The organism is Xanthobacter sp. YC-JY1, from assembly GCF_021730305.1.
GTDB classification, from domain to species: domain Bacteria; phylum Pseudomonadota; class Alphaproteobacteria; order Rhizobiales; family Xanthobacteraceae; genus Xanthobacter; species Xanthobacter flavus.
Genome location: NZ_CP032674.1, coordinates 203454 through 226084 on the forward strand (window position 1 = coordinate 203454; position 22631 = coordinate 226084).

25 protein-coding genes are annotated in these 22631 nt (G+C 69.5%); 1 reads left to right on the forward strand and 24 read right to left on the reverse strand.

Annotated features, from left to right (window positions below):
- Positions 1-184: 184 nt before the first annotated feature.
- The 24 genes from D7006_RS01000 to motA form a co-directional block, all read right to left on the reverse strand.
- On the reverse strand, positions 185-1024 hold the full coding sequence (locus D7006_RS01000; protein WP_237355223.1) for a lytic transglycosylase domain-containing protein: 840 nt from the start codon (positions 1022-1024) through the stop codon (positions 185-187).
- Positions 972-2411 (reverse strand): flagellar hook-length control protein FliK, encoded by a 1440-nt coding sequence (locus tag D7006_RS01005; RefSeq protein WP_237355224.1) that lies wholly within the window; start codon positions 2409-2411, stop codon positions 972-974. Before D7006_RS01005 ends, D7006_RS01000 begins: the two co-directional genes overlap by 53 nt.
- Positions 2408-3751, reverse strand: a complete 1344-nt coding sequence (locus tag D7006_RS01010; RefSeq protein WP_237355225.1) for a chemotaxis protein MotC — start codon at positions 3749-3751, stop codon at positions 2408-2410. Before D7006_RS01010 ends, D7006_RS01005 begins: the two co-directional genes overlap by 4 nt.
- A 938-nt stretch (positions 3752-4689) precedes the next feature.
- Positions 4690-5823 carry a flagellar motor protein MotB gene (locus tag D7006_RS01015; protein ID WP_169124870.1) on the reverse strand — a complete coding sequence of 378 codons (1134 nt, stop codon included), beginning with the start codon at positions 5821-5823 and terminating at the stop codon, positions 4690-4692.
- 12 nt (positions 5824-5835) lie between these two features.
- Complete coding sequence (locus D7006_RS01020; RefSeq protein ID WP_237355226.1) at positions 5836-6501, reverse strand: hypothetical protein; 666 nt, start codon at positions 6499-6501, stop codon at positions 5836-5838.
- Positions 6498-8165: a flagellar basal-body MS-ring/collar protein FliF gene (gene fliF / locus D7006_RS01025; protein ID WP_237355227.1), complete on the reverse strand. Its 1668-nt coding sequence runs from the start codon at positions 8163-8165 to the stop codon at positions 6498-6500. The genes D7006_RS01020 and fliF overlap by 4 nt, the downstream gene beginning before the upstream one ends.
- Positions 8166-8470: 305 nt before the next feature.
- The gene (locus D7006_RS01030) at positions 8471-9514 is read right to left on the reverse strand and encodes a flagellin (protein ID WP_169124867.1); all 1044 of its coding nucleotides are present in this window, start codon (positions 9512-9514) and stop codon (positions 8471-8473) included.
- Positions 9515-9705: 191 nt separating this feature from the next.
- Positions 9706-10410 carry a flagellar type III secretion system pore protein FliP gene (fliP, locus tag D7006_RS01035; protein WP_237356829.1) on the reverse strand — a complete coding sequence of 235 codons (705 nt, stop codon included), beginning with the start codon at positions 10408-10410 and terminating at the stop codon, positions 9706-9708.
- Between the two features lie 116 nt (positions 10411-10526).
- Entirely contained in the window at positions 10527-11036 is a 510-nt protein-coding gene (locus D7006_RS01040; RefSeq protein ID WP_237355228.1) for a flagellar basal body-associated FliL family protein, read from the reverse strand.
- A 4-nt stretch (positions 11037-11040) separates the two neighbouring features.
- Entirely contained in the window at positions 11041-11781 is a 741-nt protein-coding gene (locus D7006_RS01045; RefSeq protein WP_237355229.1) for a flagellar basal body L-ring protein FlgH, read from the reverse strand.
- Between the two features lie 8 nt (positions 11782-11789).
- A complete protein-coding gene (locus tag D7006_RS01050; RefSeq protein WP_237355230.1) occupies positions 11790-12485 on the reverse strand; it encodes a MotE family protein in 696 nt (231 codons plus the stop codon).
- A 108-nt stretch (positions 12486-12593) separates the two neighbouring features.
- A complete protein-coding gene (gene flgI / locus D7006_RS01055; RefSeq protein ID WP_237355231.1) occupies positions 12594-13700 on the reverse strand; it encodes a flagellar basal body P-ring protein FlgI in 1107 nt (368 codons plus the stop codon).
- Complete coding sequence (gene flgA, locus D7006_RS01060; protein ID WP_237355232.1) at positions 13697-14296, reverse strand: flagellar basal body P-ring formation chaperone FlgA; 600 nt, start codon at positions 14294-14296, stop codon at positions 13697-13699. Before flgA ends, flgI begins: the two co-directional genes overlap by 4 nt.
- Before the next feature lie 11 nt (positions 14297-14307).
- The gene (gene flgG, locus D7006_RS01065) at positions 14308-15096 is read right to left on the reverse strand and encodes a flagellar basal-body rod protein FlgG (protein WP_169124861.1); all 789 of its coding nucleotides are present in this window, start codon (positions 15094-15096) and stop codon (positions 14308-14310) included.
- A 10-nt stretch (positions 15097-15106) separates the two neighbouring features.
- Positions 15107-15433, reverse strand: coding sequence for a flagellar hook-basal body complex protein FliE (locus D7006_RS01070; RefSeq protein ID WP_237355233.1), 327 nt, complete (start codon positions 15431-15433; stop codon positions 15107-15109).
- On the reverse strand, positions 15433-15855 hold the full coding sequence (gene flgC, locus D7006_RS01075) for a flagellar basal body rod protein FlgC (RefSeq protein ID WP_237355234.1): 423 nt from the start codon (positions 15853-15855) through the stop codon (positions 15433-15435). Before flgC ends, D7006_RS01070 begins: the two co-directional genes overlap by 1 nt.
- The gene (gene flgB / locus D7006_RS01080; RefSeq protein ID WP_237355235.1) at positions 15852-16232 is read right to left on the reverse strand and encodes a flagellar basal body rod protein FlgB; all 381 of its coding nucleotides are present in this window, start codon (positions 16230-16232) and stop codon (positions 15852-15854) included. The genes flgC and flgB overlap by 4 nt, the downstream gene beginning before the upstream one ends.
- A gap of 114 nt (positions 16233-16346) precedes the next feature.
- Positions 16347-16802 carry a hypothetical protein gene (locus D7006_RS01085; RefSeq protein WP_237355236.1) on the reverse strand — a complete coding sequence of 152 codons (456 nt, stop codon included), beginning with the start codon at positions 16800-16802 and terminating at the stop codon, positions 16347-16349.
- Entirely contained in the window at positions 16789-17865 is a 1077-nt protein-coding gene (gene flhB, locus D7006_RS01090) for a flagellar biosynthesis protein FlhB (protein WP_237355237.1), read from the reverse strand. The genes D7006_RS01085 and flhB overlap by 14 nt, the downstream gene beginning before the upstream one ends.
- A gap of 38 nt (positions 17866-17903) precedes the next feature.
- Positions 17904-18926 (reverse strand): flagellar motor switch protein FliG, encoded by a 1023-nt coding sequence (locus D7006_RS01095; protein WP_169124855.1) that lies wholly within the window; start codon positions 18924-18926, stop codon positions 17904-17906.
- A 7-nt stretch (positions 18927-18933) separates the two neighbouring features.
- The gene (gene fliN / locus D7006_RS01100) at positions 18934-19260 is read right to left on the reverse strand and encodes a flagellar motor switch protein FliN (protein ID WP_371745101.1); all 327 of its coding nucleotides are present in this window, start codon (positions 19258-19260) and stop codon (positions 18934-18936) included.
- A 51-nt stretch (positions 19261-19311) separates the two neighbouring features.
- Complete coding sequence (locus D7006_RS01105; protein ID WP_169124853.1) at positions 19312-19614, reverse strand: hypothetical protein; 303 nt, start codon at positions 19612-19614, stop codon at positions 19312-19314.
- Positions 19595-20530: a flagellar motor switch protein FliM gene (locus tag D7006_RS01110; RefSeq protein WP_169124852.1), complete on the reverse strand. Its 936-nt coding sequence runs from the start codon at positions 20528-20530 to the stop codon at positions 19595-19597. The genes D7006_RS01105 and D7006_RS01110 overlap by 20 nt, the downstream gene beginning before the upstream one ends.
- 3 nt (positions 20531-20533) lie before the next feature.
- Positions 20534-21421, reverse strand: coding sequence for a flagellar motor stator protein MotA (gene motA, locus D7006_RS01115; protein WP_169124851.1), 888 nt, complete (start codon positions 21419-21421; stop codon positions 20534-20536).
- A gap of 444 nt (positions 21422-21865) precedes the next feature.
- On the opposite strand from motA, the gene D7006_RS01120 reads away from it, so the two are divergent.
- The gene (locus D7006_RS01120; protein ID WP_237355238.1) at positions 21866-22630 is read left to right on the forward strand and encodes a DUF1217 domain-containing protein; all 765 of its coding nucleotides are present in this window, start codon (positions 21866-21868) and stop codon (positions 22628-22630) included.
- Position 22631: the final 1 nt, after the last annotated feature.

Here is a 22631-nt window from a genome sequence, read left to right on the forward strand (position 1 = left end):
TCTCCCGCTTCGCACCCCTCCAGCCGCGCCGTGGATCGCCCGCACAAGCCGGGCGACGACGCAGTGGGTGAGCGATGCCGGGTGTGCGGAGGGCGATGACGGGAGAGCGGGGGTGACCCCGGTCCTCACCGTGTAGAACTTTCCACTTCGGCCTCTCTCCGCCCCGGGGCGTGGGCAGCCTGGCTCAGTAGAGCCGACCGGCCACGGCCGGGGGCGCTGCGGCCGCCGGAATCGGCGGCGCCGCGCAGAAGGCTTCGGCTGTCCCGGTCCACTGGCCGACGCCCGCAGCCACCAGATTCTTCATCACCCGGCAGACATAGCGATGCTGCGCCACCGTGTTCTTGGGGCCTGCATTGTAGCGCGCGGCCGCCATGGTCCAGCTGCCGTGCCGCTTGCGCAGGACCTGTAGGAAGCGGGCTCCCTGCTCCACATTGAGGCGAGGATCGAAGATCTCTTCCAGCGAATTGAACTCGTGCCGGTGCCAGTACCAGTTCACCTGCATGCAGCCGATGTCGATCAGCTTGACGCCGCGCCCGTTGGCTTCGTGGAACAGCCTCAGCGCCTCGGGCAGTGTCGCGGGGATATGGTCCTTGCCCTCGATATGCAGCATCAGCGGCTGAAGCCCGCTGCCCGTGCCGCTCTCGGTGAGCGCGACGGCGTAGAGGATCTGCAGCGGGATCTCGTATTTCGCCGCCGCCCGCGCCAGCTCGCGCTCGCAGATGCCCTGGGGGACGGGCTTCCGGCCGGCGTCTTTCTTCGGCGGTGAAGCCGTCGCCTGGCCTGAGACGGGCGGCGCCGGTGCGGCCTTTTGGGGCGCCGGTTGCCGCGGCTCAAGCCCGCGCCGCTCCCCCCAGATGGGCCCTGTAGGGGCAGAGGGGGCGGAAATCGGAGGCTGAGGCTCGGCGGCCATGTCCCCCGTCTGGTCGGCGACGGGTGGGCCGAACGCGGCGGATGCGTCGCCGCAGCGCGCCTCAGCCGGCGCCAGCGCGAGGCTCGTCAGCAACAGAAGGCGCAGAGTCGTCATCGGGAAATGTCCTGTCCTGCCGGCTGTTCCGGCCCTGCCGGCCGGGGTCGGTGTTGCCGCGGCCCCCACCTTGCCCCTCGTCCGCGCGCTCTTGCCGGGGCGTGGCTTCCATGGCGGCAAGGCTGCGCACCGGTGCATCGAGTTGCGACAGGACGGGGCCGCCCACCTCCAGCTCCACGTCCGGCAGCCCGGCCGATCTGAGGATGGCGGAGAGATGGTCCTTGTCGGCCGCGAGGAGTTCGGCGGTGGCCGGGTTGTCCGCCTTGAGGCGCACGGTGAGGCCGTGCGAGGTGAGGCGCATGTGCACCACCACCCGCCCCAGCGTTTCCGGCGAAAGCGCGATGTCGAGCACGCGCACCGGGCCGGTGGGCGTGGGGCTGTCGGGGGCTTGGACCGCGCTCCCCGCCGGGGCGCTCGCCGCGGCGGGATCGATCTGCGCCACCTCCGCCGCGATGGCGCGGCCGACCTGCGCAAGGCTGGCGAAGGGCAGCGCGGGGGATGCCTCCGCCTTGATGGCGGACTGGAGTGTCGGCGGTTCCGCCACGGGCGCGGTGGGCCGGGCGGGCGCTTGGCTCTGGTCCGGGGCGATGCGACGGGGTTGGGGCTGGTCGCTCTGCGCGTCGTCGGGCGCGGCGCGCGGGGGGAGCGGCCGGAGGGGCATCCGGTTTTCGCGTGGGTCGAGGTGCGGGGGAGGGGCGTCCGCTGTGGGCGCTCCCGTCGCTTCGCTCGTGGACGTCTCGCGTTGCGTGTCGGCCCGCGCCACGGGCAGGGGCGCGGTTGCGGGCGGGGTGAAGGCGCGTACCGGCGCGAAATGCGTTTCCTGCCGCAGCACGACGAGCTGCATCGGCGGCGGCGCCTCCGCCGAACCCGTCAGCGCGGCCAGCGGAACGGGAGCCGGCATCGCCTGAGGGCGCGGCGCGATGTCCGCGGCCGGCGGGTCCCTGACGTCCATGACCGGCGCGGGCGGCGTCGCGAGGAGCGGCATGGCGGCTGGCTGGAGAGGTGTGTCGGGCGCGGGAGTGTCGGCGGGCGGCTCGGCCTCAGTCTCGGCGGCGTCGATGGGGCGTGTCTGCTGCTGCGGCAGGATCAGCGCGCCGCGCCGAGCGGGGGCAGCGTCGATCCCGCCGCGCTCCGGGGCGGGGCGTTCGCAGCGCGCGAGCAGCCGGTCGAGGCCAACCGCCGGGGGGCAGGCCGGGGGCTCGGCGGGAGGTGGCTCCGTTGCATCCTCGCGGGGCGCCTCCGCCTCGCTGCGGGGCGTGGGGCGGGCATCCTCCATCAGGCTGAGCAGGTCGCCGAAGGGCGGGCCGTCCTGCGGCAGGGGCTCGCGGCCGGCGGCGGTGTCGGGGTTCAGGGCGAAGGCCGCCAAGGCGACGTCGGCGGTCCTCATCGCGGCGCATCCTTCAGAAGGGAGTCGATCTCCCCGAGCTTCGCCTGCGCCTTCGTCAGCGCCGCCGAGGGCTTCTCGTCTCCCGCCGTCCGCGCGGGCTGGGCGCTGGCGACCACCGCCGGAGCGGACGCGGCCGCCGCGGGGGCCGGGGAGGGGGCTGGCGAAGTGGCTTGGGAAGGCGCCTCGTCGGCGCGGCGGATCAGCTCCGCGGTGCGGCGCGCGGCCTCCAGCAGCGCCTGGTCGGAGGGGTCGAGGCGGGCGCGGTCGATGGCCTTCAACGCCTCCTCCGCCGCCTTGTAGCGGTCCGGCGTCGCCGCCTGCGCGGCGCCGAGATAGACGCGCGCGCGCTCGGCATCGCGGCTCGCCGCCGGGGCAAGCACCATGGCCCGCTCGGCGGCGGTGGTGGCGAGCGCGGTCTTGCCCTCGACGATGGCCGAGCGCGACACTAGGAGGAAGACCTCGCGCCGGGCATCCTCGTCGAGGGGCGCGAGCAGGGCGTCGAGCCGCGAAAGGCCGTCCGGCGTCGCCAGCACGTTCATGCGGCTCAAGGCGGCGGCGAAGCGCTGGCGGAAGTTACCGGCATAGGCGGAATGGCGGAAGCGGCTGAAATACTGCCCCGACAGACGCTCGAACTGGTCGAGATCGCCGGCCTGCGCCGCCACCAGCACGGCCCGGCGCAGGGCCGCCTCGTCCACCAGCGTGCCGGGCATGAGGAGGCGTGCCACCTCCAGCAGCCGCGAAGCCTTCGCCGGGTCGCTGCGCACCGTGAGTGCCGCCTGCGCGAGGGCGATCTGCCCGCCGATGCCGTTGGGCAATTGCCGCGCGTCGATCTCGCCGAGCTGGCGCAGGGCCGGCTCCTCCCGGCCCTCCAGATAGAGCAGGCTACCGGTGAGGAGCTTTTCGTCGATGTTGGGCTTTGGCTCGCGGTTGATGATGGCGCGCAGCACGGCCGGATTGCCGCCGCCGAGGAAATACATGACCAGCGCCCGGGCATTGGCCGGATCCTGCCAGACGGACGGATCGGCATCGCCGAAGGCTGCGTCCATCTCGGTGATCATCGCCCGCTGCTGGGCGATGCCGGCGGTGGAGCCGGCGGCGATGAGATCCTGCAGCCGCTGGAGGCGGCGCACCAGCGTGACGGGATAGATATCGGTGCGCCCGGCAGGCGGCGCGGCCTTGGCGGGCGCCCCATGGGGCGCGGATGCGTCCGCTTGGGCGGGCGAGGGCTCGGCCGGCGGATCCTGCGCGGGCGCAGGGGCGGAATGGGCCTCGTGAGACGGCTCGGCACCGGCATGGGCCGCGGGAGCGGCGGTCTGGACGGGCTCTGGGATGGGCGCCATGGGCTCGGACGCCGGGGGCGCGCCGGCCGCGGTCGTGTCGGCGAGAAGGGGAGCCGGGGTTCCGGCCGGGGTTCCGCCCGCCTCCGCCGCGATGGGGGTCGGCGCAAGAACTGGCGCAGCGGCGGGAGCCCGCGCCGGTGCCATCGGCACCGCTGGCTCGGGCGGCAAGGGACGGCGCGGCGGCAGCGGCATGGGCGAAGGCCCGAGTGGGGCATAGGCGGAGACCGCCGATGCGGGCACGGACGGCGCCACGGCGGGACGTGGGGCCGGTGCGGGGGCCGGTCCGGGCGCCGAGTCGGGCGTCCGTCCGGGCGCGGTCTGAGGTGGCGTCGCGGGCGGTGTCACGGGAAGCGTCGCGGGCTTGGTTGCCGCGACGGGATTCGATGGGGCCGCAGGTTTTGGCGCTGCCGGCTGGGTTGCTGCTGTGGGCTTGGGTGCCGCAGCCGGGACGGATGTTCCCGACGCAGCCGGGCTCGCCGGGGACGTTGCGCCCGGCGGACGCACGGCCGGTGCCGGGGATGCCACGGGCTTGGGGGCGGGCGGCGGCGCGACGGGCTTCGGGGCGGCGGCGCCGTCGTTCATTGCTTCAGCGGCGGGGGACCTCGGCGAGGTGCCAGAGGGCGCAGCCGGATTCTGCGTCGTGGCGGCCTTGGGTTGGGCGGGAGCTGCGACAGGCGGCGCCGGCTTGTCGGCGTTGGCCGTCGCAGGCGTGGGCCTGCCCGGGGTTGCGGTCCCGGAGGTCGTCGTCCCCGTCGTGGGCTTCGGTGCGGCCGGCTTCGGCGCGGCCGGCTTCGCGGGCGCAGGCCTGGTCACAGCGGGTCGCGCGGGGGCGGCGGCCTCGCCGCGCAGGCCGTCCCACGGGTCGGCGTCGTCCTCGGCGCGGGCGGTGCCGGTTAGCAGCAGCGATCCGGCAAGGAGGAGCAGAAGGCCGGGCCGGATCATGAGGGCGCCTTCAGCAGGATCTCGATGCGCCGGTTCTGCGGCGCGTTCGGATCGGCGGTGTTCTTGAGGTTGCGGTCGGCGAGGCCCTCGATGGCGGTCACGCGCTTCTCGTCGAGGCCCCCGCGCACCATCATGTAGAGGGCCATCTGCGCCCGCGCGCTGGACAGCCGCCAGTTGTCGTAGGTGTCCGAGCGGAACGGCCGCGCATCGGTGTGGCCGCGAATGACGATCTCCCCCGGCCGTGCGCCGAGCTTCTTGGCGATCTCGCCCATGGCCCGCACGAAGCGGGCATCCGGCACGGCCGAGCCCACCGGGAACATGGAGAAGTCGAGATCGTCAGTGAGATCGACGACGAGCCCTTCCTTTGTGGCGCGCACATCCACACGCGGGGCGGCGCCGGCCGTGCCCACGGTGGCGGCGACCACCTGCTTCAGCTCGCCTTCCAGATCGCGCGCCGCCTTGCCGGCTGCTGCCGCTTGCGCGGCCGCCTGCGCCTTCTCCGCTTCTCCCGGCTTCGCCGCGGCGGTGGTGGCGTCGGGTCGGCCGGCGGGCTGGTCGACCTTGGAGGGTTTCGCCTGCGGGTTGCGGGCCTGCCGCCCGGAAGACATCTGCCAGTAAGTGGGATCGAATGGATCCCGGTTCACGTCGCCCGCGCCCGTGCCGGGGGAGCCGGTGTCGCCGACGGCGGCGTCGGACGTGCCGCCCGGGCGCGCATCGGCATCCCCCGCCAGCTTGTTCAGCACCGCATAGGGATCGCGGAAGGCGGCGCGCTCCTTGTCGCCCTGCTGGCGGTCGTCGCCCGCGCCGGTCTCGCGACCCGTGGTGTTCTTCAGGCTGGACTGCTTGTCGCCGTCCGAAGACGTGCCCTTGGCCTTGGTGTCCTCGGGATCGTTGAGCCCGCGCACGTCGGTGATGCTGGAGGCGAGGTCCACCGGGTTGAAGTAGTTGGCGATGGCCTTGCGCGTATCCTTGTCGGTGACGTTGATGAGCCACATGATGAGGAAGAAGGCCATCATCGCCGTCATGAAGTCGGCGTGCGCCACCTTCCAGGCGCTCGAATGGTGCTCGTGCTCGTCATCGTCGTGGCGCTTGACGATGATGATCTCGCCGTGACCCTCTTTGCCGGACATGGCGCGCTCCCGTCAGTTGCCGCGGGCGGCGGCGGCCGCCCAGCCGGAGAGCTGCGTCTCCAGCACGCTGTCGTCGCAGGTGATGCGAAGGTCGCTCGCCGATCCTTCCGCGAGGACGATTCCCGGCACGTCGGCGAGGCGATCGCGCATCGCCGCAGCAAGGTCCCCCGATCCGGTGATGGTGATGGCCGGTCCCGCTGCTCCGGCCCGCAGAAGGTCGCGCACGCGTCGGGCCAGCTCGTCCAGCGCACGGGCGCGCGCCGCTCCGCTTACGAAGGGGCGCAGCACGGCGGCGAGCGCCTCGCAGATGCGCGTTTCCACTTCGTCGAGGCCCGTGCCGATGAGGCTGGCGAGCCGGTCGCCCTCCTCCATGCACCAGCGGGCGCGGGCCTCGGCGATCTCCTCTTCGAGGCGCGCGGCGAAGGCCGCCTCGGCATCGGCAAGCTGCTGCTCGCAGGCGGCGAGGGCGATGGCCGCCTCCTCCAGCGCCACACGGCGGGCCTCCTCAGCCGCCGCGCGCACGGCGTCGGCTCCGGGCGGCTCGTGCGGGCGCAAGGCGGGCGTCGGCGAGAGCGCCGGAACGGGCGGCACGGCGGTCACCGGCGTGGAGCCCTTGGCCGGGCCGCGCGGCGCGACGCCAAAATGGGGCAGGTGGTGAAGAAGCGCGGTGGTGCTCATGCCCGGGCGTCCTGATGCAGCCACTGGCGCAGGATCGCGGCGACCTGCTCCTCATCGAATTCGACGATCTGCTCCAGTCGCTTTTGCGGCGAGCGGTTGAGGCGGCTGGTGAGATCCTCGATCAGGCTCAGCGCACCCGGCGCTTCCTCACCGGCCGCGCCCTCGCCCGGCACCATGGACGGGCCGGCGACGGCGGCGAGCGGGGCGCCGCCCGCCAGCATGGCGGCCTCGATGGCCTCGGCATCCTCCACCTCGTCGCGCTCGGGGCGGGCAAGGATGGCGCGCACGGCGGGCTTCAGCCCGAACCAGATCACCAGGCCGGCGACGATGAGGATGGTGGCGGCGTTGATCATGGTGCCGGCCTGCCGCAGCAGCAGCTCGGACCACGGCAGCGGCGGCACCGGCTCCAGCGCCGCCCCGCCATTGGCGAAGGAGACCGCCGCGACCTTCAGCTTGTCGCCGCGCTCCTTGTCGAAGCCGGCGGCGGAGGCGACGAGCTGCTCCACTTCGTAGAGCTGCTGCTCCACCGGAATGGCATCGGCGCCGCCGGCCGCGCCCATGAGGCGTTCCTTGTTCACCAACACGGCGATGGAGAGGCCGCGCACCACGAAGGCCTCGCGCACGGTCTGCACGGTGCGGGTGGAGACCTCGAAATTGGTCAGTTCCTCGCGGCGGGAGGAGTTCTCGTTGGAATCCGTGCCGCCGTCGCCCTGCTGCGTCTGGCCGGGGATGTTCTGCTGCACGGAGGTGTTGGGCTGCTTGGTCTTGTTCTGGCTCTGGCCCAGCTCCTTCACCACGCGCACGGAGCGCTCCACCTTGGACGCGGGATCGAAGGTGGTCTCGGAGGTGGTGACGCGGTCGGTGTCGAGGCGGGCCGACACCTGCACCTCGAAATTGCCGAGGCCGATATAGGGCGCGAGCGTGCGGCGGACTTTCTCCTCGGTCTCGCGGCTCACCTGCTGCTGGAGCATGGCCTTCTTGCCGGCGGCGGCGCTGGCGCCGTCCTCGCTGGAGGAGAGCACCGCGCCCTCGGTGCTGAGCACGGTCACCTGGTCCATCTTGAGGCCGGGAATGGCGGCGGCGACGAGGTGGCGGATGGCCTGCGCGGTGGAGGCGTCCTCCGTCGTCTCGGTGCGGATGACCACGGAGGCGGAGGCGCTCTGCTGGTCGCGGCGGAACGAGCCGCGCTCGGGCAGAACGATGTGGACCCGCGCCGCCTTGATACCCTTCATGGTCTGGATGGTACGGGCAAGCTCGCCTTCCAGCGCGCGCACCCGCGTCACCTCCTGCATGAAGGAGGTGAGGCCGAAGGCGCGGACGTCGTTGAACAGCTCGTAACCGGTGTTGCCGCTCTGCGGCAGGCCCTTCACCGCCAGCAGCATGCGGGCGCGGGCGGTGTCGGAATGGGAGACGAGGACGGTGGTGCCGTCCGCATTCACGTCGAACGGGATGCCCGCGTCCTTCAGCGCGCCGCCGATGCGGTTCACGTCCTCGCGGGTGAGGTTGGCATAGAGCGGCTCGCGCTCCGGCTGGCCGAGATACCAGGCGCCGAGCGCCACCGCCGCCACCGCGGTGAGGCCGATCAGCGCCAGCGCGATCAGGCGCCGGGCGCCGAGGTCGCGCAGGTTGCGCCAGAGTTGCTCCAACTGCTCTTTGCCGATCATCGGCGGATCTCGTCTGATTGCGGCCGGTCCGCTGATGCGGGGCCGGGACAGGGACCGGGCACGCGCTTGCGGGCGCTCATGTGCCTTAGCCGGCAATCTCGACGGTCAAACTTGCCTGAGCATTGCGGGCAACCTCCGCTTCCGCGCGGGAGCACGCGCGCAAAAAAATGGCCACGCTCCGGGGGAGGAGGTGGCCGAGGGAGGCGTCGGGGGGACGCTGAAAGGGAGAGCGCGCCGGAACGCAGCCGGAGGGAGCGGCGCCGGCGCGCGGACCGCCGCACCCGGAGGCGCGGCGGCGGACGCGATCAGCGGAACAGGGTCATCACGTTCTGCGAAGAGCTGTTCGCGATGGACAGGGACTGTACCGCGAGCTGCTGCTGCGTCTGCAGGGCCTTCAGCTTGGTCGACTCCTCTTCCATGTTGGCGTCCACGAGGGTGCCGATGGACGAGGTGTTGAGGTCGATCAGGCTCTGGGCGAAGGTCTGCTGCGAGTCGAGCCGGGTCGAGGTGGTGCCGAGCGTGGTGGCGCCGTTCTGCAGCTGCTGCATGGTGGCGTCCACGATCTTCACATAGGCCTGGATCTTCGCGAGGTCGGCATCGGTGTTGCCGAGGCCGGATACGTCGAAGTCCGTGATGGCTTCGGTGCCGGCGGTGGCGGTGCCGCCGATGACGTACTTGGTGTCCATGAAGCCCTTGAGGCTGCCCGCGGTCGTATCCACGGTGACGGTCGCTCCGGCGGTGACGTTCGCCGCCGTCGCCACGGCCGTGACGGCCTTGTCGAGGGTGGTGGAGGTGCCGGTGGAGGTGCCCGTCGTGGAGGCGTCGTAGACAGTGAACGAGCCGGTGTCGATGGAGGTGGAGCCCACCGTCACGGTCGAGCCGGTACGCGAGAAGGACGACAGCAGGTTCTTGGTGCCGTTGAAGCCCGAGGCGCTGGTGTCCACCGACAGCCAGTTGCTGCCGTTCATCACGGTGTTGTCGGCGGTGGTCTTGATTTCGCTGACGTAGGACGAGATTTCGGTCTGCAGCTTGGCCCGGTCGACGTTCGGCGAGAGGGCGGCCGTCAGGTTGTTCTTGATCTTCGCGAGCGAGGCGACCACCGCGTTGACGCCGCTGGAGGCGGCATCCACCGAGTTCTTGTCGAGGCTCATGGCATCCTTCACCGCGCCGAGCGCTCCGTTGTCGGAGGTCAGGGTGGTGGCGATGGACCAGTAGGCCGCGCCGTCATTGGCGGAGTTGATCCGCTTGCCGGTGGAGACGTGGGCGTTGGTGGTGTCGAGGTTGGAGTTGATCGTCCGCAGGGTCTGCAGGGCGACCATGGCGGAGTTGTTGGTGATCAGGCTGGTCATGGGAATGTCCCTCTGTGACTTGGAATGAAGGGGGACATGCCGGGCTCACACCGGCATGGCAGGGCGGCGTCATGCCTTTGGATGGCCGGCCCGCTCGGGGTCCGGCACCCGGCCCTTGCGGAGCCGGTCAACCTGCCATGGAAGAGACGTTAAACGCGCAAGCTTGCGCGAGGCTTGCGCCGGCGGGCGCCTTAGAAAAACGAGCGGATCAGCCCGCCGACCAGCAGGTTCCAGCCGTCGATGAGGATGAAGAACAGGATCTTGAACGGCAGGGAGATGACCGCCGGCGGCATCATCATCATGCCCATGGACATGACCAGCGTCGCGACGATCATGTCGATGATGAGGAACGGCAGCACGATGAGAAATCCGATCTCGAATCCGCGCCGCAGCTCCGAGATCATGAAGGCGGGGATGAGCACCCGCATGGGCACTTTCTCTTCACCGGCCTTTTCCGGCGCCGCCGGGGCATTGGCCTCCTCCGCAGGCTTGTCTCGGGAGGCGATGTCGGCGAACAGCTTCAGGTCCTTGCCGCGCACATGGGTCAGCATGAAGTCGCGGAACGGGTCGGCGATGCGCTGAAGCGCCTCTTCTTCGCCCATGCGGTTCTCGGTGAGGGGCTTCACCCCATCCTGCCAGGCGCGGTCGAAGGTCGGCCCCATCACGTAGAAGGTCATGAACAGGGAGAGCGAGACCAGCACGAGGTTGGCCGGCGTGGAGGGCAGGCCAAGGCCCGAGCGCAGGAAGGAAAAGGCGATCACGAAGCGGGTGAAGCTCGTGACCATGATGAGCAGCCCCGGCGCCACCGACAGCACGGTGAGCAGGGCCACCATCTGGATGACCCGCCCGGCGGTACTGCCGCCCCCTTCGGGCAGAAGCTGTTCCAGCGCGGGCATCTGCGATGCCGCCTGCGCTATGCCCTGGGCCGCGCCCTGCGCAAAGGCCGGCCCGGCGGAGAGGAGCAATGCCGCGAGGAGCGCGGACACGAGCGCCGGATGGCGCGCGGGCGCCCTCACTGCACCACCAGCGTGGAGAGGATCAGTTCGTCCACCTTGCCGTCGGAGCGGGCGCGGGCCCGCTCGTTGAGATCCTCGCGCAGGTGCTGGAGCGCGCTCGGGCCTTCGAGCTGGCTCAGCGCCAGGGTGCGCATATAGGCCATGATGTCCTCGCGCAGCTCGGCAGCGGTCACATCCGGGTTCACCAGCGCGCCGTTCTTGAACACGATGGCCGCCTCAACGCGGATGAAGGTGGAGGAGGGCGCGGCGAGGTTCACCACGACCGGCTTTAAGTCCTTCAGGGCCAGGTCGCCGGAATGGCGCAGCGGCGGCGCCGGCTTCTTCTCCGGCTCGGTCGCCACCTTCTTCGTCACCGCCTGTTCCACGGTGCCGGCGAGCTGGAGGCCGAGCCCCGCCCCGGCGGCGAGCGCCAGCAGCGTGACGACGAGAAGGGGCACGAGGAGCCCCGGCTTCTTCTCCGGCGCTCCGTTCGGGGCGAGGGCTTTGGCGGGGGCTGCGGTCGCCATCACGTCACCAGGGCGTCAGGACGTCATAGATGCGCTGGCCCCAGGCGGGCTGCTGCACGTCCGTGAGCCGGCCGCGTCCGCCATAGGAAATTCGGGCTTCGGCGATCTTGTCGTAGGGAATGATGTTGGTGGACGATACGTCCAGCGGGTTCACGATGCCGGCGATGGTCAATTCGCGCACCTCGTAATTGACGAGGATCTCCTGCGAGCCGCGGATGACGAAATTGCCGTCCGGCAGGATCTCCGTCACCACCACGGCCACCGACAGGCGCAGCTTCTCGGACCGGTCGATGTTGCCCTTGCCCTTGGTCTTGGTATCGCCGTTGATGTCGAGATTGCCGGAGCCCGCGCCCGCGGTCGTGCCCTTGCCGAAGCCGGAGAGGGTGAGCGCCGCGTCGAAGCCGAGATTGCTCTTGGATTCCCGCGAACGGTCGGTGGCGTTGTCGAATTGTGCCTTGTCGTCGATGGCGATGGCGACGCGGATCACGTCGCCCACCTTGGCGGCGCGCAGGTCACGATACATGCTCGATGAGCGGTTGAGATCCCAGGTGGAGCGGAAGGTGGTCTTGGGCGGCTGCTGGAAGGTCATGGGCAGCGGCTCGCGCTTCGCGGTGTCGAGCCCGTAGCCCACGGGTGTCAGGGTCGGCCCGGTGGCGAGGTTGTCATAGCTCGTCTTGCAGCCGGCGAGGGCGAGGCACGGGAGCGCGAGAGCGATGGCCGTTGCGGTGGCGCGAAAGGGAAGCATGGCGCGCATCAGCCCGGCCGACCGGTGGTGCGGGGAGCGTCGGGGCGGCCTTCCTGCGCCCGGCGGGCCATGCCCACCATGGTGGAGGTGAGGCGCGCGGCGCGGGCCGGCTCGCTCTCGTTGAGGATGGCGCTGGCGACGCGGGGGGAGAGCCTGGCCAGCACGGCGGCCGCCATGTCCTCGTTCATGGCCGCGAGCTGGGCGGCGGCGGCGTCCGGGCGCATCTGCGAGACGACCGCTATGAGGCTTTCGTCGGCCTTCTTCAGGAAGGCCTCGCGGCGTGCCAGCCAGTCCTGGTATTCGGCGCGCTTGGCCTCGAGCTGGGCGAGGCGGGCCTCGATCTCCTTCTCCATGGCGGCGAGCGCGGCCTGCTGGCGGGTGAAGCGGGCATCGGCGGCGGCATCGGCGATGTTGCGGCAGTAGAGGGCCGCATTCTCGCCAGCGGCGGCATCGGGCGCCGGGGCGGCGGGTTCGGCGCGGCCATCAGCCGGGAGCATCAGGACGGTGCCGCAGAGCGCGGCGAGCGCGAGCGCGGTGCCGCTTCTGGCCCGGGCGGCCCTGCGGTGGCGGGTTGTGACGACGAGGATGCGAAGTCGCGTGCAGGTCACGCGCCGGAGCGCGGCAACGCCCACGAGCAGCGAGCACGAGATCGAGACGATCGCATAGATGATTGCGGCGTCGATGAGGACCGTCGAGACGGACATGGAACCTCCTCCTCCCCGAGGGGCAGCGCCGGGCGGGGGCACGGGCGCCTTGGATGGTTCCGGTCTAGGCGCAGAGACTTGCGCGACGCTTGCGGGCGAGAGGGCCCGTCACTGGAACACCAGCTCGGCCTGCAGCGCGCCGGAGGTCTTCACCGCCTGGAGGATGGAGATGATGTCCGACGGCTTCAGCCCGAAGCGGTTGAGGCCGTTCACCAGCTGCTGGAGATTGGTGCCGCGGACGATGCCGATGGGGCCGCCGCTTTCGTCGGCCTGGATATTGGTGCGCGGCACCACCACCGTATCGCCGAAGGTGTAGGGCTCGGGCTGCGACACCTCGGGCGCCTCGGTGACCTGCACGGTGAGATTGCCCTGGGTGACCGCGAAGGTGGAGACCTGCACGTTGCGGCCGATGACCACCGTGCCGGTGCGCTGGTCCACCACCACCTTGGCCGGCGTGTCGGGCGTGATGCGCAGTTCGCCGATCTCGGCGATGAAGCGGGCGGTGCCCGTATTGGGCGGGCGCTGCACCACCACCGTGCGCAGGTCGCGCTCGCGGGCGAGGCGCTTGCCGTAGCGGGCGTGGGTGTAGGCGTTGATGACGTCGGCCATCAGCGCGGCGGTGCGGAAATCCGGATTGGTGAGGTCGATGAGGATTTCCGGCAGCTCGGAGAGCTGGCCGGGGATCTGCCGCTCCACGAGCGCGCCATTGGCGATGCGCCCTGCGGTGGGGACGCCCTGGCTCAGCGTCTCCGCCTGCCCGGTGATCTGGATGCCGGAGACGATCTGGCCCTGCGCCACCGCATAGGTCACGCCATCGGCGCCGTTGAGGGGAGTGACGAGCAGCGTGCCGCCGCGCAGGGAGGTGGCATCGCCCAGCGAGGCGATGGTCACGTCGATGCGGGTGCCGAGGCCCGCGAAGGCGGGCAGGTTGGCGGTGACGGCCACCGCCGCCACGTTTTTGGCGCGCAGCGACAGGCCCTGCACATTGATGCCCATGCGGTCGAGCATGGATTGCATGGCCTGCTCGGTGAAGGGCGAATTGCGCAGCGTGTCGCCGGTGCCCTGGAGGCCGATGATGAGGCCGTAGCCCACGAGCTGGTTGTCGCGCACGCCCTGGATGGAGGAGATGTCCTTGATGCGCGTCGTCGACTGGGCGGCCGCAGGGCTCGCGAGGGCCAGAAGGGCGGCGAGCGCCGTGGCGATCAGGCGGATCATCTGGTCTTCACCCACACGGTGCCGTCGCCCGCCACCTCGCCGACGATAATCTGGCCGGAATCCATGTTCTTGAGCCGAATGGTGGCGCCGGCCGCCCCGGAGTCCAGCGGTATGCCATAGCCGGAGATGGCGAGCCCGCCTTCCTTCAGCTGGATGCGGGTGGCGACGCCCTTGGTGACGAGGGTCACCTCAGCCAGCGCATTGAGCGGCACCGGCTGGCCGGCGGCGATGACCCGCCGGGCCGACTTGCCCACCACGGCGGAAGCCTGGAGCGCGATGCCGCCGCGGTCGAGCACGGCGTCGGCCACCTCGCGCTGCGCCAGCATGCCGGCGGAAATGACATCGCCCGGATAGAGGGTGACGGCGGCGACGGGGACGCGCGCCATCGGCGCGGCATCGGCCGTCGGGCGCGCGGGGGCGGGGCGGGGCGGCTCCACCTCCTCGCGGCCGGCGGCGGCCTGCTGGGCCAGGGAAGAGATGCTCTGTGCCGCAGCGGGGGCGGCCACGGCGCAGAGCAAAGCTGCGGTGCCGGCCCAGAGGCCGAACCGCAGGCTTCGGGTGCCACGCATGGCGCGCCGCCGCGATTGCGTGTTCATCTCGATTCCGTTCACCGGATTCCCTTCGACACGACCCCGGCCATGTCGTCGGCGGCCTGGATCACCTTGGAGTTCATCTCATAGGCGCGCTGGGCCTGGATGAGCTGGGTGATCTCCTTGATGGGATCGACGTTGGAGCCTTCCAGATACCCCTGCACCACGGCGCCAAAGCCGGTGGTGCCGGCGACCCCCGTCACCGGCTGGCCGGAGGCGGAGGTCTCGCGATAGAGGTTGTCGCCCAGCGGCTCGAGGCCGGAATCGTTGGCGAAGGTGGCCAGCGTCAGCTGGCCCACCAGCGTCGGCGCGGACTGGTTCGCGATCTGGGCATAGACTTGGCCCGACTCGTTGATGACGATGCTGCTCGCATCCTGCGGCAGGGTGAGCGCGGGGTTCAGGGCATAGCCGTCGGCGGTGACGAGCTGGCCGGTCGGGCCCTTGTTGAACGAGCCGGCGCGGGTATAGAGCGTGTCGCCCGAGGGGCTGGTGATCTGAAACCAGCCGCGCCCGTTGAGCGCGAGGTCGAGCGGGTTTCCAGTCTGCGCGAGCGGCCCTTGCAGATGAAGATTGCGGATGCCGATGGTGCGCACGCCGAGGCCGACGAGGGCGCCTTCGGGCACCGGCTCGGCGCCATCCTGGTTCGGCACGCCCTGGGCGCGCTCGGCCTGATAGAGTAGATCCGTGAACTCGGCGCGGGCGCGCTTGAAGCCGGTGGTGTTGATGTTCGCGATGTTGTTCGCGATCACCTCCACATTGGTCTGCTGGGCCGACATGCCGGTCGCGGCGATGGCCAAAGCTCTCATGTCACTCTCCTCAGATGGCCATCCGGCTGATTTCCTGGTAGGCGGCGACCACCTTGTCGCGCACGGCGATGGCGGTCTGGAGCGTCTGCTCGGCCGACATCACCGCCTCCACCACCTGCTGCACTGACACCTTGCCGTGGATGCCGGAGATGGCGCTCGCCTCGGCCGTCTTCACCTGGTCCACGGCGTCCGACGACATGCGGGCGAGCATGGTGGAGAAATCGGAGATGCTGCCCGCGCTCTGGGTGGCGCTCGCCGCCTCTGTGGCGCGGGCGGCGGTGGTGGCGCTGGTGGCGGTGGTGCGGCTCAGCGCATTGAGGGAAACGGCGTCGATCATCACGGCGTCCTCAACAGATCGATGGTCATGGCGACCATGGAGCGTGCCTGCTTGATCATCTGCAGGTTGGCCTGGTAGCTGCGGCCGGCCTCGCGGAGATCCGCCATCTCGGCGAGCGGGTTGACGTTCGGCACCTTCACCCGGCCGTCGGCGTCGGCGGCGGGGTTGCCGGGGTCGAACTCGATGGAAAAGGCGCTGCGGTCCACGCTCGTCGCCTTCACCGTCACCCGCGACGCGCCGAGCGCGCGGTCCGGCTCCTGAGCGAACTGAACCGTCTTGCGGCGATAGGGATCGGCGCCGGGCGTCGTGCCGGTGGAGCGCGCATTGGCGATGTTCTCGGCGACGATGCGCATGCGCTGGGTCTGCGCCGCGAGGCCGCTCGAGGCGATGCCGGTGATGGTCTTGAAGGGATCGCCGATCATGACTTCACGCTCGCGAGGATCATGCGGTGGAAGGAGCGGACGATGGAGGTGTTGAGCGAATAAGCGCGGTTCACCTCGTCGGCCTTCAGCATTTCCTGCTCGAGGCTCACGCTGTTGCCGGAATGGGAGGTGTCCCAGCCCTCGCGTGCCGCGACCTTGGTGGCACCGATGCCGCCGGCGGCGAGATCCATGTGGCTGCCGGAGGTGCGGGCGAGGGAGAGCCGCGTGCGGTCGAGGATCGCGCTGAACGGCTCGGTGTCCACCGCCTTGTAGCCGGGGGTATTGGCATTCGCGATGTTTCCCGCGATGGCCGTCTGCCGCACCGTCGCCCACTGGGCGTGCCGCGAGGCGAGATTGAACAGGAACAGGGGCTCCATGGCACATTCCCCAGATGGCTCGCGCGCCTTTGGAAGGGGCGAGGGATGACCGTTTCCTAGCGCGCGAAACTTGCCCGAGGCTGGCCGGGTGGTGATCGTCCCCGAACCCGGTCTTCACGCGCCAAGGCGCACCTGATCCAGTGTCGTCGTGAGGTGTTGGAGGAGGGCATCTGGCGCGGGCTCGTCGCCGTGGTAGAGGATGCTGTCCATCTCCACGCCGACGGCGCCCGCATCGAAGATGATGCGGAAGTAGAGGGAGCAGTCGTCGCAGCCGAGTTCCATGTCCATGGAGACGGTGGGGGCGACGCCCCAGTCCGCCTGGATCACCGCCTGCCCGCCATAGCGCAGCGCGCCCGGCTTCAGGGAGCGCTCGGCGCAGGAGGCGACGATGTCGTCGATGATGTTGGTCTGCCCGGCATGGATATAGGCCATGAGCAGGCCGGCATTGGTGAAGAACAGTTCGGTCATCACCTCGCGCAGCGCGCCGGCCAGCGCCCGCTCGCAGGCAAGCCGCTCCATCTTCGGCCGGGCGGCGAGACGCTGCAGGCGGAGGAACTCATTTCGCGCCATGACCCGGCCTCGCATAGATGTAGTGCAGGATCTTCGCCACCGGCCGGTAGAAGTCCTGCGGAATCCACTGGTCCACCTCCACCGCCGCGAACAGGGCGCGGGCGAGCGGGCGGTCCTCGATCACCGGCACGCCGTGGCGCTCCGCGATCTCGCGGATCTTCAGGGCGATGAGGTCCACGCCCTTGGCCACCACCAGCGGCGCGCCGCCCGTCTGCCGGTCGTATTGTAGGGCGACGGCATAGTGGGTCGGGTTGGCGATCACCACGGTGGCCTTGGGCACGGCGTTCATCATGCGCTGGCGCGCCCGCTCGCGGGCGACGGCGCGGATGCGCGCCTTCACCATGGGGTCGCCCTCGGCCTGCTTGAACTCGTCCTTCACCTCCTGCTTCGTCATGCGCAGGTTGGTCTTCCAGCTCACCCGCGACCACACGATGTCGGCGGCCACCAGCCCGATGGTGACGACGCACACGGTGGCGACCAGGCGCATGGCGAGGGCGAGGAGCACGCTCGGCAGGCGCAGCGGATCGGTGAACATGGCATTCACCACCTCGTGCTCCTGCGCATAGAGCACCAGCGCCGCGACGATGCCGATGGCGAAGAGCTTGAACATCGCCTTGCCGAACTCGATCTGCCCCTGGGTGCCGAAGATGCGCTTGAACCCGGCCGAGGGCGACACCCGCGACCATTGCGGCCGGATGCGCTCGGCCACCAGCGCCGGCACATTCTGGAAGCCCGAAGCCACAAGCCCGGCCAGCATCAGCACGATCACCATGGGCATCAGGAAGCGTCCCGCCCCGGCCAGCGCCCCCCACAGGATGGACACCGCATCGTTGCCGGTGGCGATGGGAAAGCCGGCGGGATCGTCGATGAGGCGGGAGAGGTCGGCGGTCAGCAGCCGCATCGGCGCGGTGACGAAGAAGGCGAGGATGGCGAGGATGCCGAGGAGCGAGGCGAACAGCGCCGCCTCCCGCGAGAACGGCACGTTGCCCTTCTCCACGGCGTCGGAAATCTTCTTCTCGCTCGCCTCTTCTGTCTTGCTCTCCTTGTCCTGTTCCTCAGACATGGCACCCCCGCTGCGGGGGGCGGCTCAGGAGGTGGCGTTTAGCGCACATAGGCATCCTCCTCCGTGCCGGAGGAGATTTCGATCTCGCCGCGGCCGGCCATGTCGAGGGCGAGGTCGGTGACGGTGCGGCGCGCCTCCATCACGTCCTTGGCCGGTGCCGGCTCGCTGCCCGCCATCTCCTGCTCCACCATGCGGCGCACGCGGGCACCGAGCGACTGGAGGATGATCTCGCGGAACTCGGGATCGGTGCCCTTCAGCGCCAAAACCAGTTTGTCGGTGGGCACTTGGTCGAACAGCGCGGTGCGGGCGCGCGGCGTCAGCTTCACGATGTCGTCGAAGGTGAAGAGCAGGCCCTTCAGGATCTCGGCGGACTTCGGTCGCGTCGAGGCGAGGCTCGCGAGCACCGTCTCCATGGCGTCGCGGTCCATCTTGTTGATGATGTCGGCCATGCGCGCGTGCGGGTCGGCGCCGGCATTGCGCGAGAAGTTCATCATGAAGTCCTCGTGCACCGTGCGCTCGATGACCTGCATGGTGGCGTCCACGATGGGCTTGAAGGTGAGCATCCGCCGCATGATGCCGTTGCGCTTCTCCTCCGGGATGAAGCTCAACACCTTGGCGGCGCAGGCGGGCCTGACCTTGGAGAGCATCAGCGCGGCGGTCTGCGGGTGCTCCTTGGCGACGTAGGTGGCGAGCACGTTCTCGTTGACGGTGGAGATGCGGTCCCAGATCGACTGGTTCGCCGCACCCATGATGTCGTTCATGATGTCGGCGATCTGCTCGGGCGGTAGAACGCCCTGAAGCAGCCGCTCCACGTCGGCGACCGTGCCGACGAGGTTCGCCCCGCCGGCGAAATTGCTGGCGAAGTCCTCGACCAGGCTCTCGATCTGCGCGGTGCTGACCGGCTTCAGCGATGCGATGGAGCGGGTGATGAGGCGGATCTCGTCCGGCTCGAAATGCTTCATCACCCGGTTGGCCGCGGGCGTGCCCATGGCCATCAGCAGGGCCGCCACGCGGTCTATGCCCTGGAGGGGACGCGGTTTCGCCGCGCTCGCAGCCGGCATGGCCGCCTCAGCCGGCGTCGGCGTCGTTGGGGCCGACGATCTCGGTCAGGGAGACGCCGAAGCGGGAATTGTCGTCCTCCACCACCATCACCTCGCCGCGGGCGATGACGCGGCCGTTCACCACCACGTCCACCGGCTCGCCCACCCGATGGTCGAGGGGCACGACGGTGCCGCGATTGAGCTTCAATAGGCTCGAAACGGGCATGCTGGCGGAGCCGAGCACCACCTGCAGCAGCACCGGGATGCGCTTGACGGTCTCAAGCCCCGCGCCGGAGCCGAGCGTCTCGCCGGCCTTGGACAGAAGGGCTTCCTCCAGCGCGCTGGACGGGGTCATGGTTTCGATGTCGGGAGCGGACATGGCTTTGATCCGGAAGTGCGAGGGCGGTCAGCGGTCGTGCAGCTCGGGCGCCAGGGACGCGCGGGACTGGCGCGCGTCGATCTCGGCGAGGAGGGCATGGGCGGTGTCGATGCGGCCGGCGAGCAGCACCAGCACCTCGCGGCCGTCGCGGCCGAAGGTGTCGAGCGCGTCACGGGCGCAGATGAGGGCCGAGGAGGCCTCCGCCAGCGCCTTGCCATAGTCCGCATTCAGCCGGTCCACCGCCTTGAGCCGGCGGTTGAGCAAGGCGACGGAAGCGGTCGTGACGACCAGCGCGGCGAGGAGGATGAGATCAGCGGGGAAGGATGTCATCGATGAAGTCCTGATGCTGGTTGATCTGCTCGTCGAGGCGCACCACGTAGCCGCCGTCCGACTGGCCGAGATGGCACCAGAAGAGCGGCTGGGCGGCGCTCTCCAGCTTCACCCGGCTTGCAGGGGTGGCGTCGAGCTTGAGGATCTGGCCGACCTTGAGGGCGGCGATGTCGCCGAGCGTCACCTCGTGCTCGTCCAGCACGGCGCGCAACTCGACCTCGGTGCGGTTGACCTCGTCGCGGATCTTCTGCGCCCATTTCGGGTCGCGCCCGCCGGTCTCGGCCTGGCTGGTGCTGGCGAGCGCGCGGCGCAGCGGCGTGAGGGCGGACTGCGGAATGGTGACGAACATCTCGCCGCCGCGGTTCAGCGCCTGCAAAAGGAATTTCGCGGTGACGGCGAGGTTGTTGCGGCGGCCGATCACGGCGAAGTCCATGCGGGTTTCCTGCCGCTCGAACTGGAAGGTGGTGTCGCTGACGAGGGCGAAGGCGGATTTCAGCGCCTTCGTCATCTGCTCGAACAGGAGCTGCGCCACGCGCCCCTCGATGTTGGAGAAGGAGCGCTCGTCCTCCACCGGCGGCTCGGACCCGTCGGCGCCGAACAGCACCTCGATCATGGTGAAGATGAAATCGCGGTCGAAGCCGACGATGAGCTGGCTGTCCCACGAGGGGGCATTGAAGATGCCGGCGATGGCCATGCCCTCATAGGCTTCCAGCACGTCGCCGATGCGGCCGCTCTCGACGCTGGAGAGCGAGTAATAGGCCTGCGAGGCGGCCACTTGCCGGAGCCCGTCGGCGCAGAATGTGGCCATGCGGTCGAACAGCACGTGCAGCATGGGGAGCCGGTCCAGCGAGAGGCCGGCGGCATCCAGCAGCATGTCGCGGATGTCGTGGTGCTTGGAGGCGGATTTGGGTGCCATGGCTCAGGCCGCCTGCTGCACGGTGCCGTTGGCCGAGGGCGCGGCCTGGATGGCCTCGCTCTCCACCTCGTCGATGGTGGGGCGCTCGCCGGCGGAAATGGTCTTGCGGCCGTGCTCCAGCGCGATGGGGGGCAGCGCGCCGTTCATGAAGGCGATCAGCGCCTGCTTGGTGATGATGAAGGGCTGGCACTGCTTCTCGCGCGTGCTCTTCACCTTGGCGGCGAGGGGCGAGATGATGGCGTAGGACGAGTAGATGCCGACAAAGGTGCCGATGAGCGCCGAGCCGATATAGTGGCCGAGGATTTCCGGCGACTGGTCGATGGCGCCCATGGCCTTCACGATGCCGAGCACCGCGGCGCAGATGCCGAGCGCGGGCAGCGCCTCCGCCACCGTGCCGAGGGCGCCGGCGGCCTTGGTCTTATGCTTCTTGATGGTGGAGATCTCCTGCTCCATCAGCGCCTCGATCTCGTGCGACTTGGCGTTACCGATGAGGATGAGGCGGGCGTAATCGCAGATGTACTGGGTCAGTTCCTTGTCCTTGAGCAGGCTCGGGAAATGGCCGAACAACGCCGAGCTTGCCGGGTCGTCGATATGCGCCTCGATCTCGTTGCGCGGCTTCTGGCGCATGTCGCGCATCAGCGCGTAGAGGAGGCTGAGGAGGGCGAGGAAATCCTTGCGCTTCGGCCCGGTCCCCATGGCCGCCTGCATGATGCCCGAGCCCGTGTCCTTGATGACGGACAGGGGGTTCGCGATGATGAAGGTGGAGAAGGCGATGCCGCCGATGATGAGATACTCGAACGGCTGCCACACCACTTCCGGGTGTCCGCCCATGGCCATGAAGCCACCGAAGGTAGCAGCCAACCCCAATATAATTCCTATGATGACGGCCACGGCTTCCCCCGTTCTGTCCGGTGTCCGGTGGTAGGGGGCGAGGATTGTGCGAGGCTGTGCTGTGTCGAGCTTGGCAATGCGCCCGCTTTCACTCCATAATCATCGCCAAAATGGAGTGGATTCTTCTGCCATCCATGGGTTGTGCATGCTACACAACTCGCGTCTTGGCTCGCAGGCCTTTCTGGTTGCACGTACGGCCTTTGCGAAGCCTTCGATATCCCGTGCCAAGCCCTGACCGGCACGGGGTGGCCGGACCGGGGGGTGTCAGCGATGACGTCTTCCGGTCCGCGCTGGGCTCGCCCTTAAAAAATCTCACATATTCAATCGTTTGACGTTGCAAAGCCGGCGCAGGCAAGGCTCGCGCAAGGCAGCGCGGGCGAAATGGGACAGCCCGCGCGGCTCCCGCCGCACGTGCCCCTGCTCCTTGCCGTTGCGGATGCTCCCATGGAAAGCACGCTCCTCACCTACCGCCTGCTGGCGCGCGACATGACGCGCTCCTTGTCGACCAAGGCGGCCGAGAAGCCGGTGGCTTTGGAGTCAAGCTATTACCTCAAGCACATCGGCAAGGTGACGAGCATCGACGGCTTCCTGAAGGACACCCGGCTCTTCACCTTTGCCATGAAGGCGTTCGGCCTCGAGGACATGGCCTATGCCAAGGGCTACATGCGCAAGGTGCTGAAGGAGGGCGTGACCGATCCCAAGAGCTTCGCCAACAAGCTCAACGACGATCGCTTCAAGGCTTTCGCCAAAGTGTTCGATTTCAAGGGCCTCGGCGCCGCCGCCACCCAATCGGCCGAGGCCGGACAGAAGGTGGTGGACCGCTATGTGCGCCAGGCGTTGGAGGCGGACCAGGGCGCCAGCAACGAAGGCGTGCAGCTCGCGCTCTATTTCCAGCGCCAGGCGCCCACCGTGAAATCCGTCTACGGCCTGCTCGCCGATCCCGCGCTCTGGAAGGTGATGAAGACCATCTACGACTTTCCCGACGCCATGGCGGCCGCCCCCATCGAGAAGCAGGCCAAGGCGGTGAAGGCGCAGTTCAACATCGCGGACCTGAAGGAGCCGGCGAAGCTCGATGCGCTGCTGCGCCGCTTCACCGCCAAATGGGACGTGGCGCAGGGCGTGGATGCCGCCCCGGTGCTGGATCTCTTCTCGGTCCGCACGTCGAGCGCGGCATCCTTCTCCATCCTCAATCTGAAGTACGGGGGCTGAG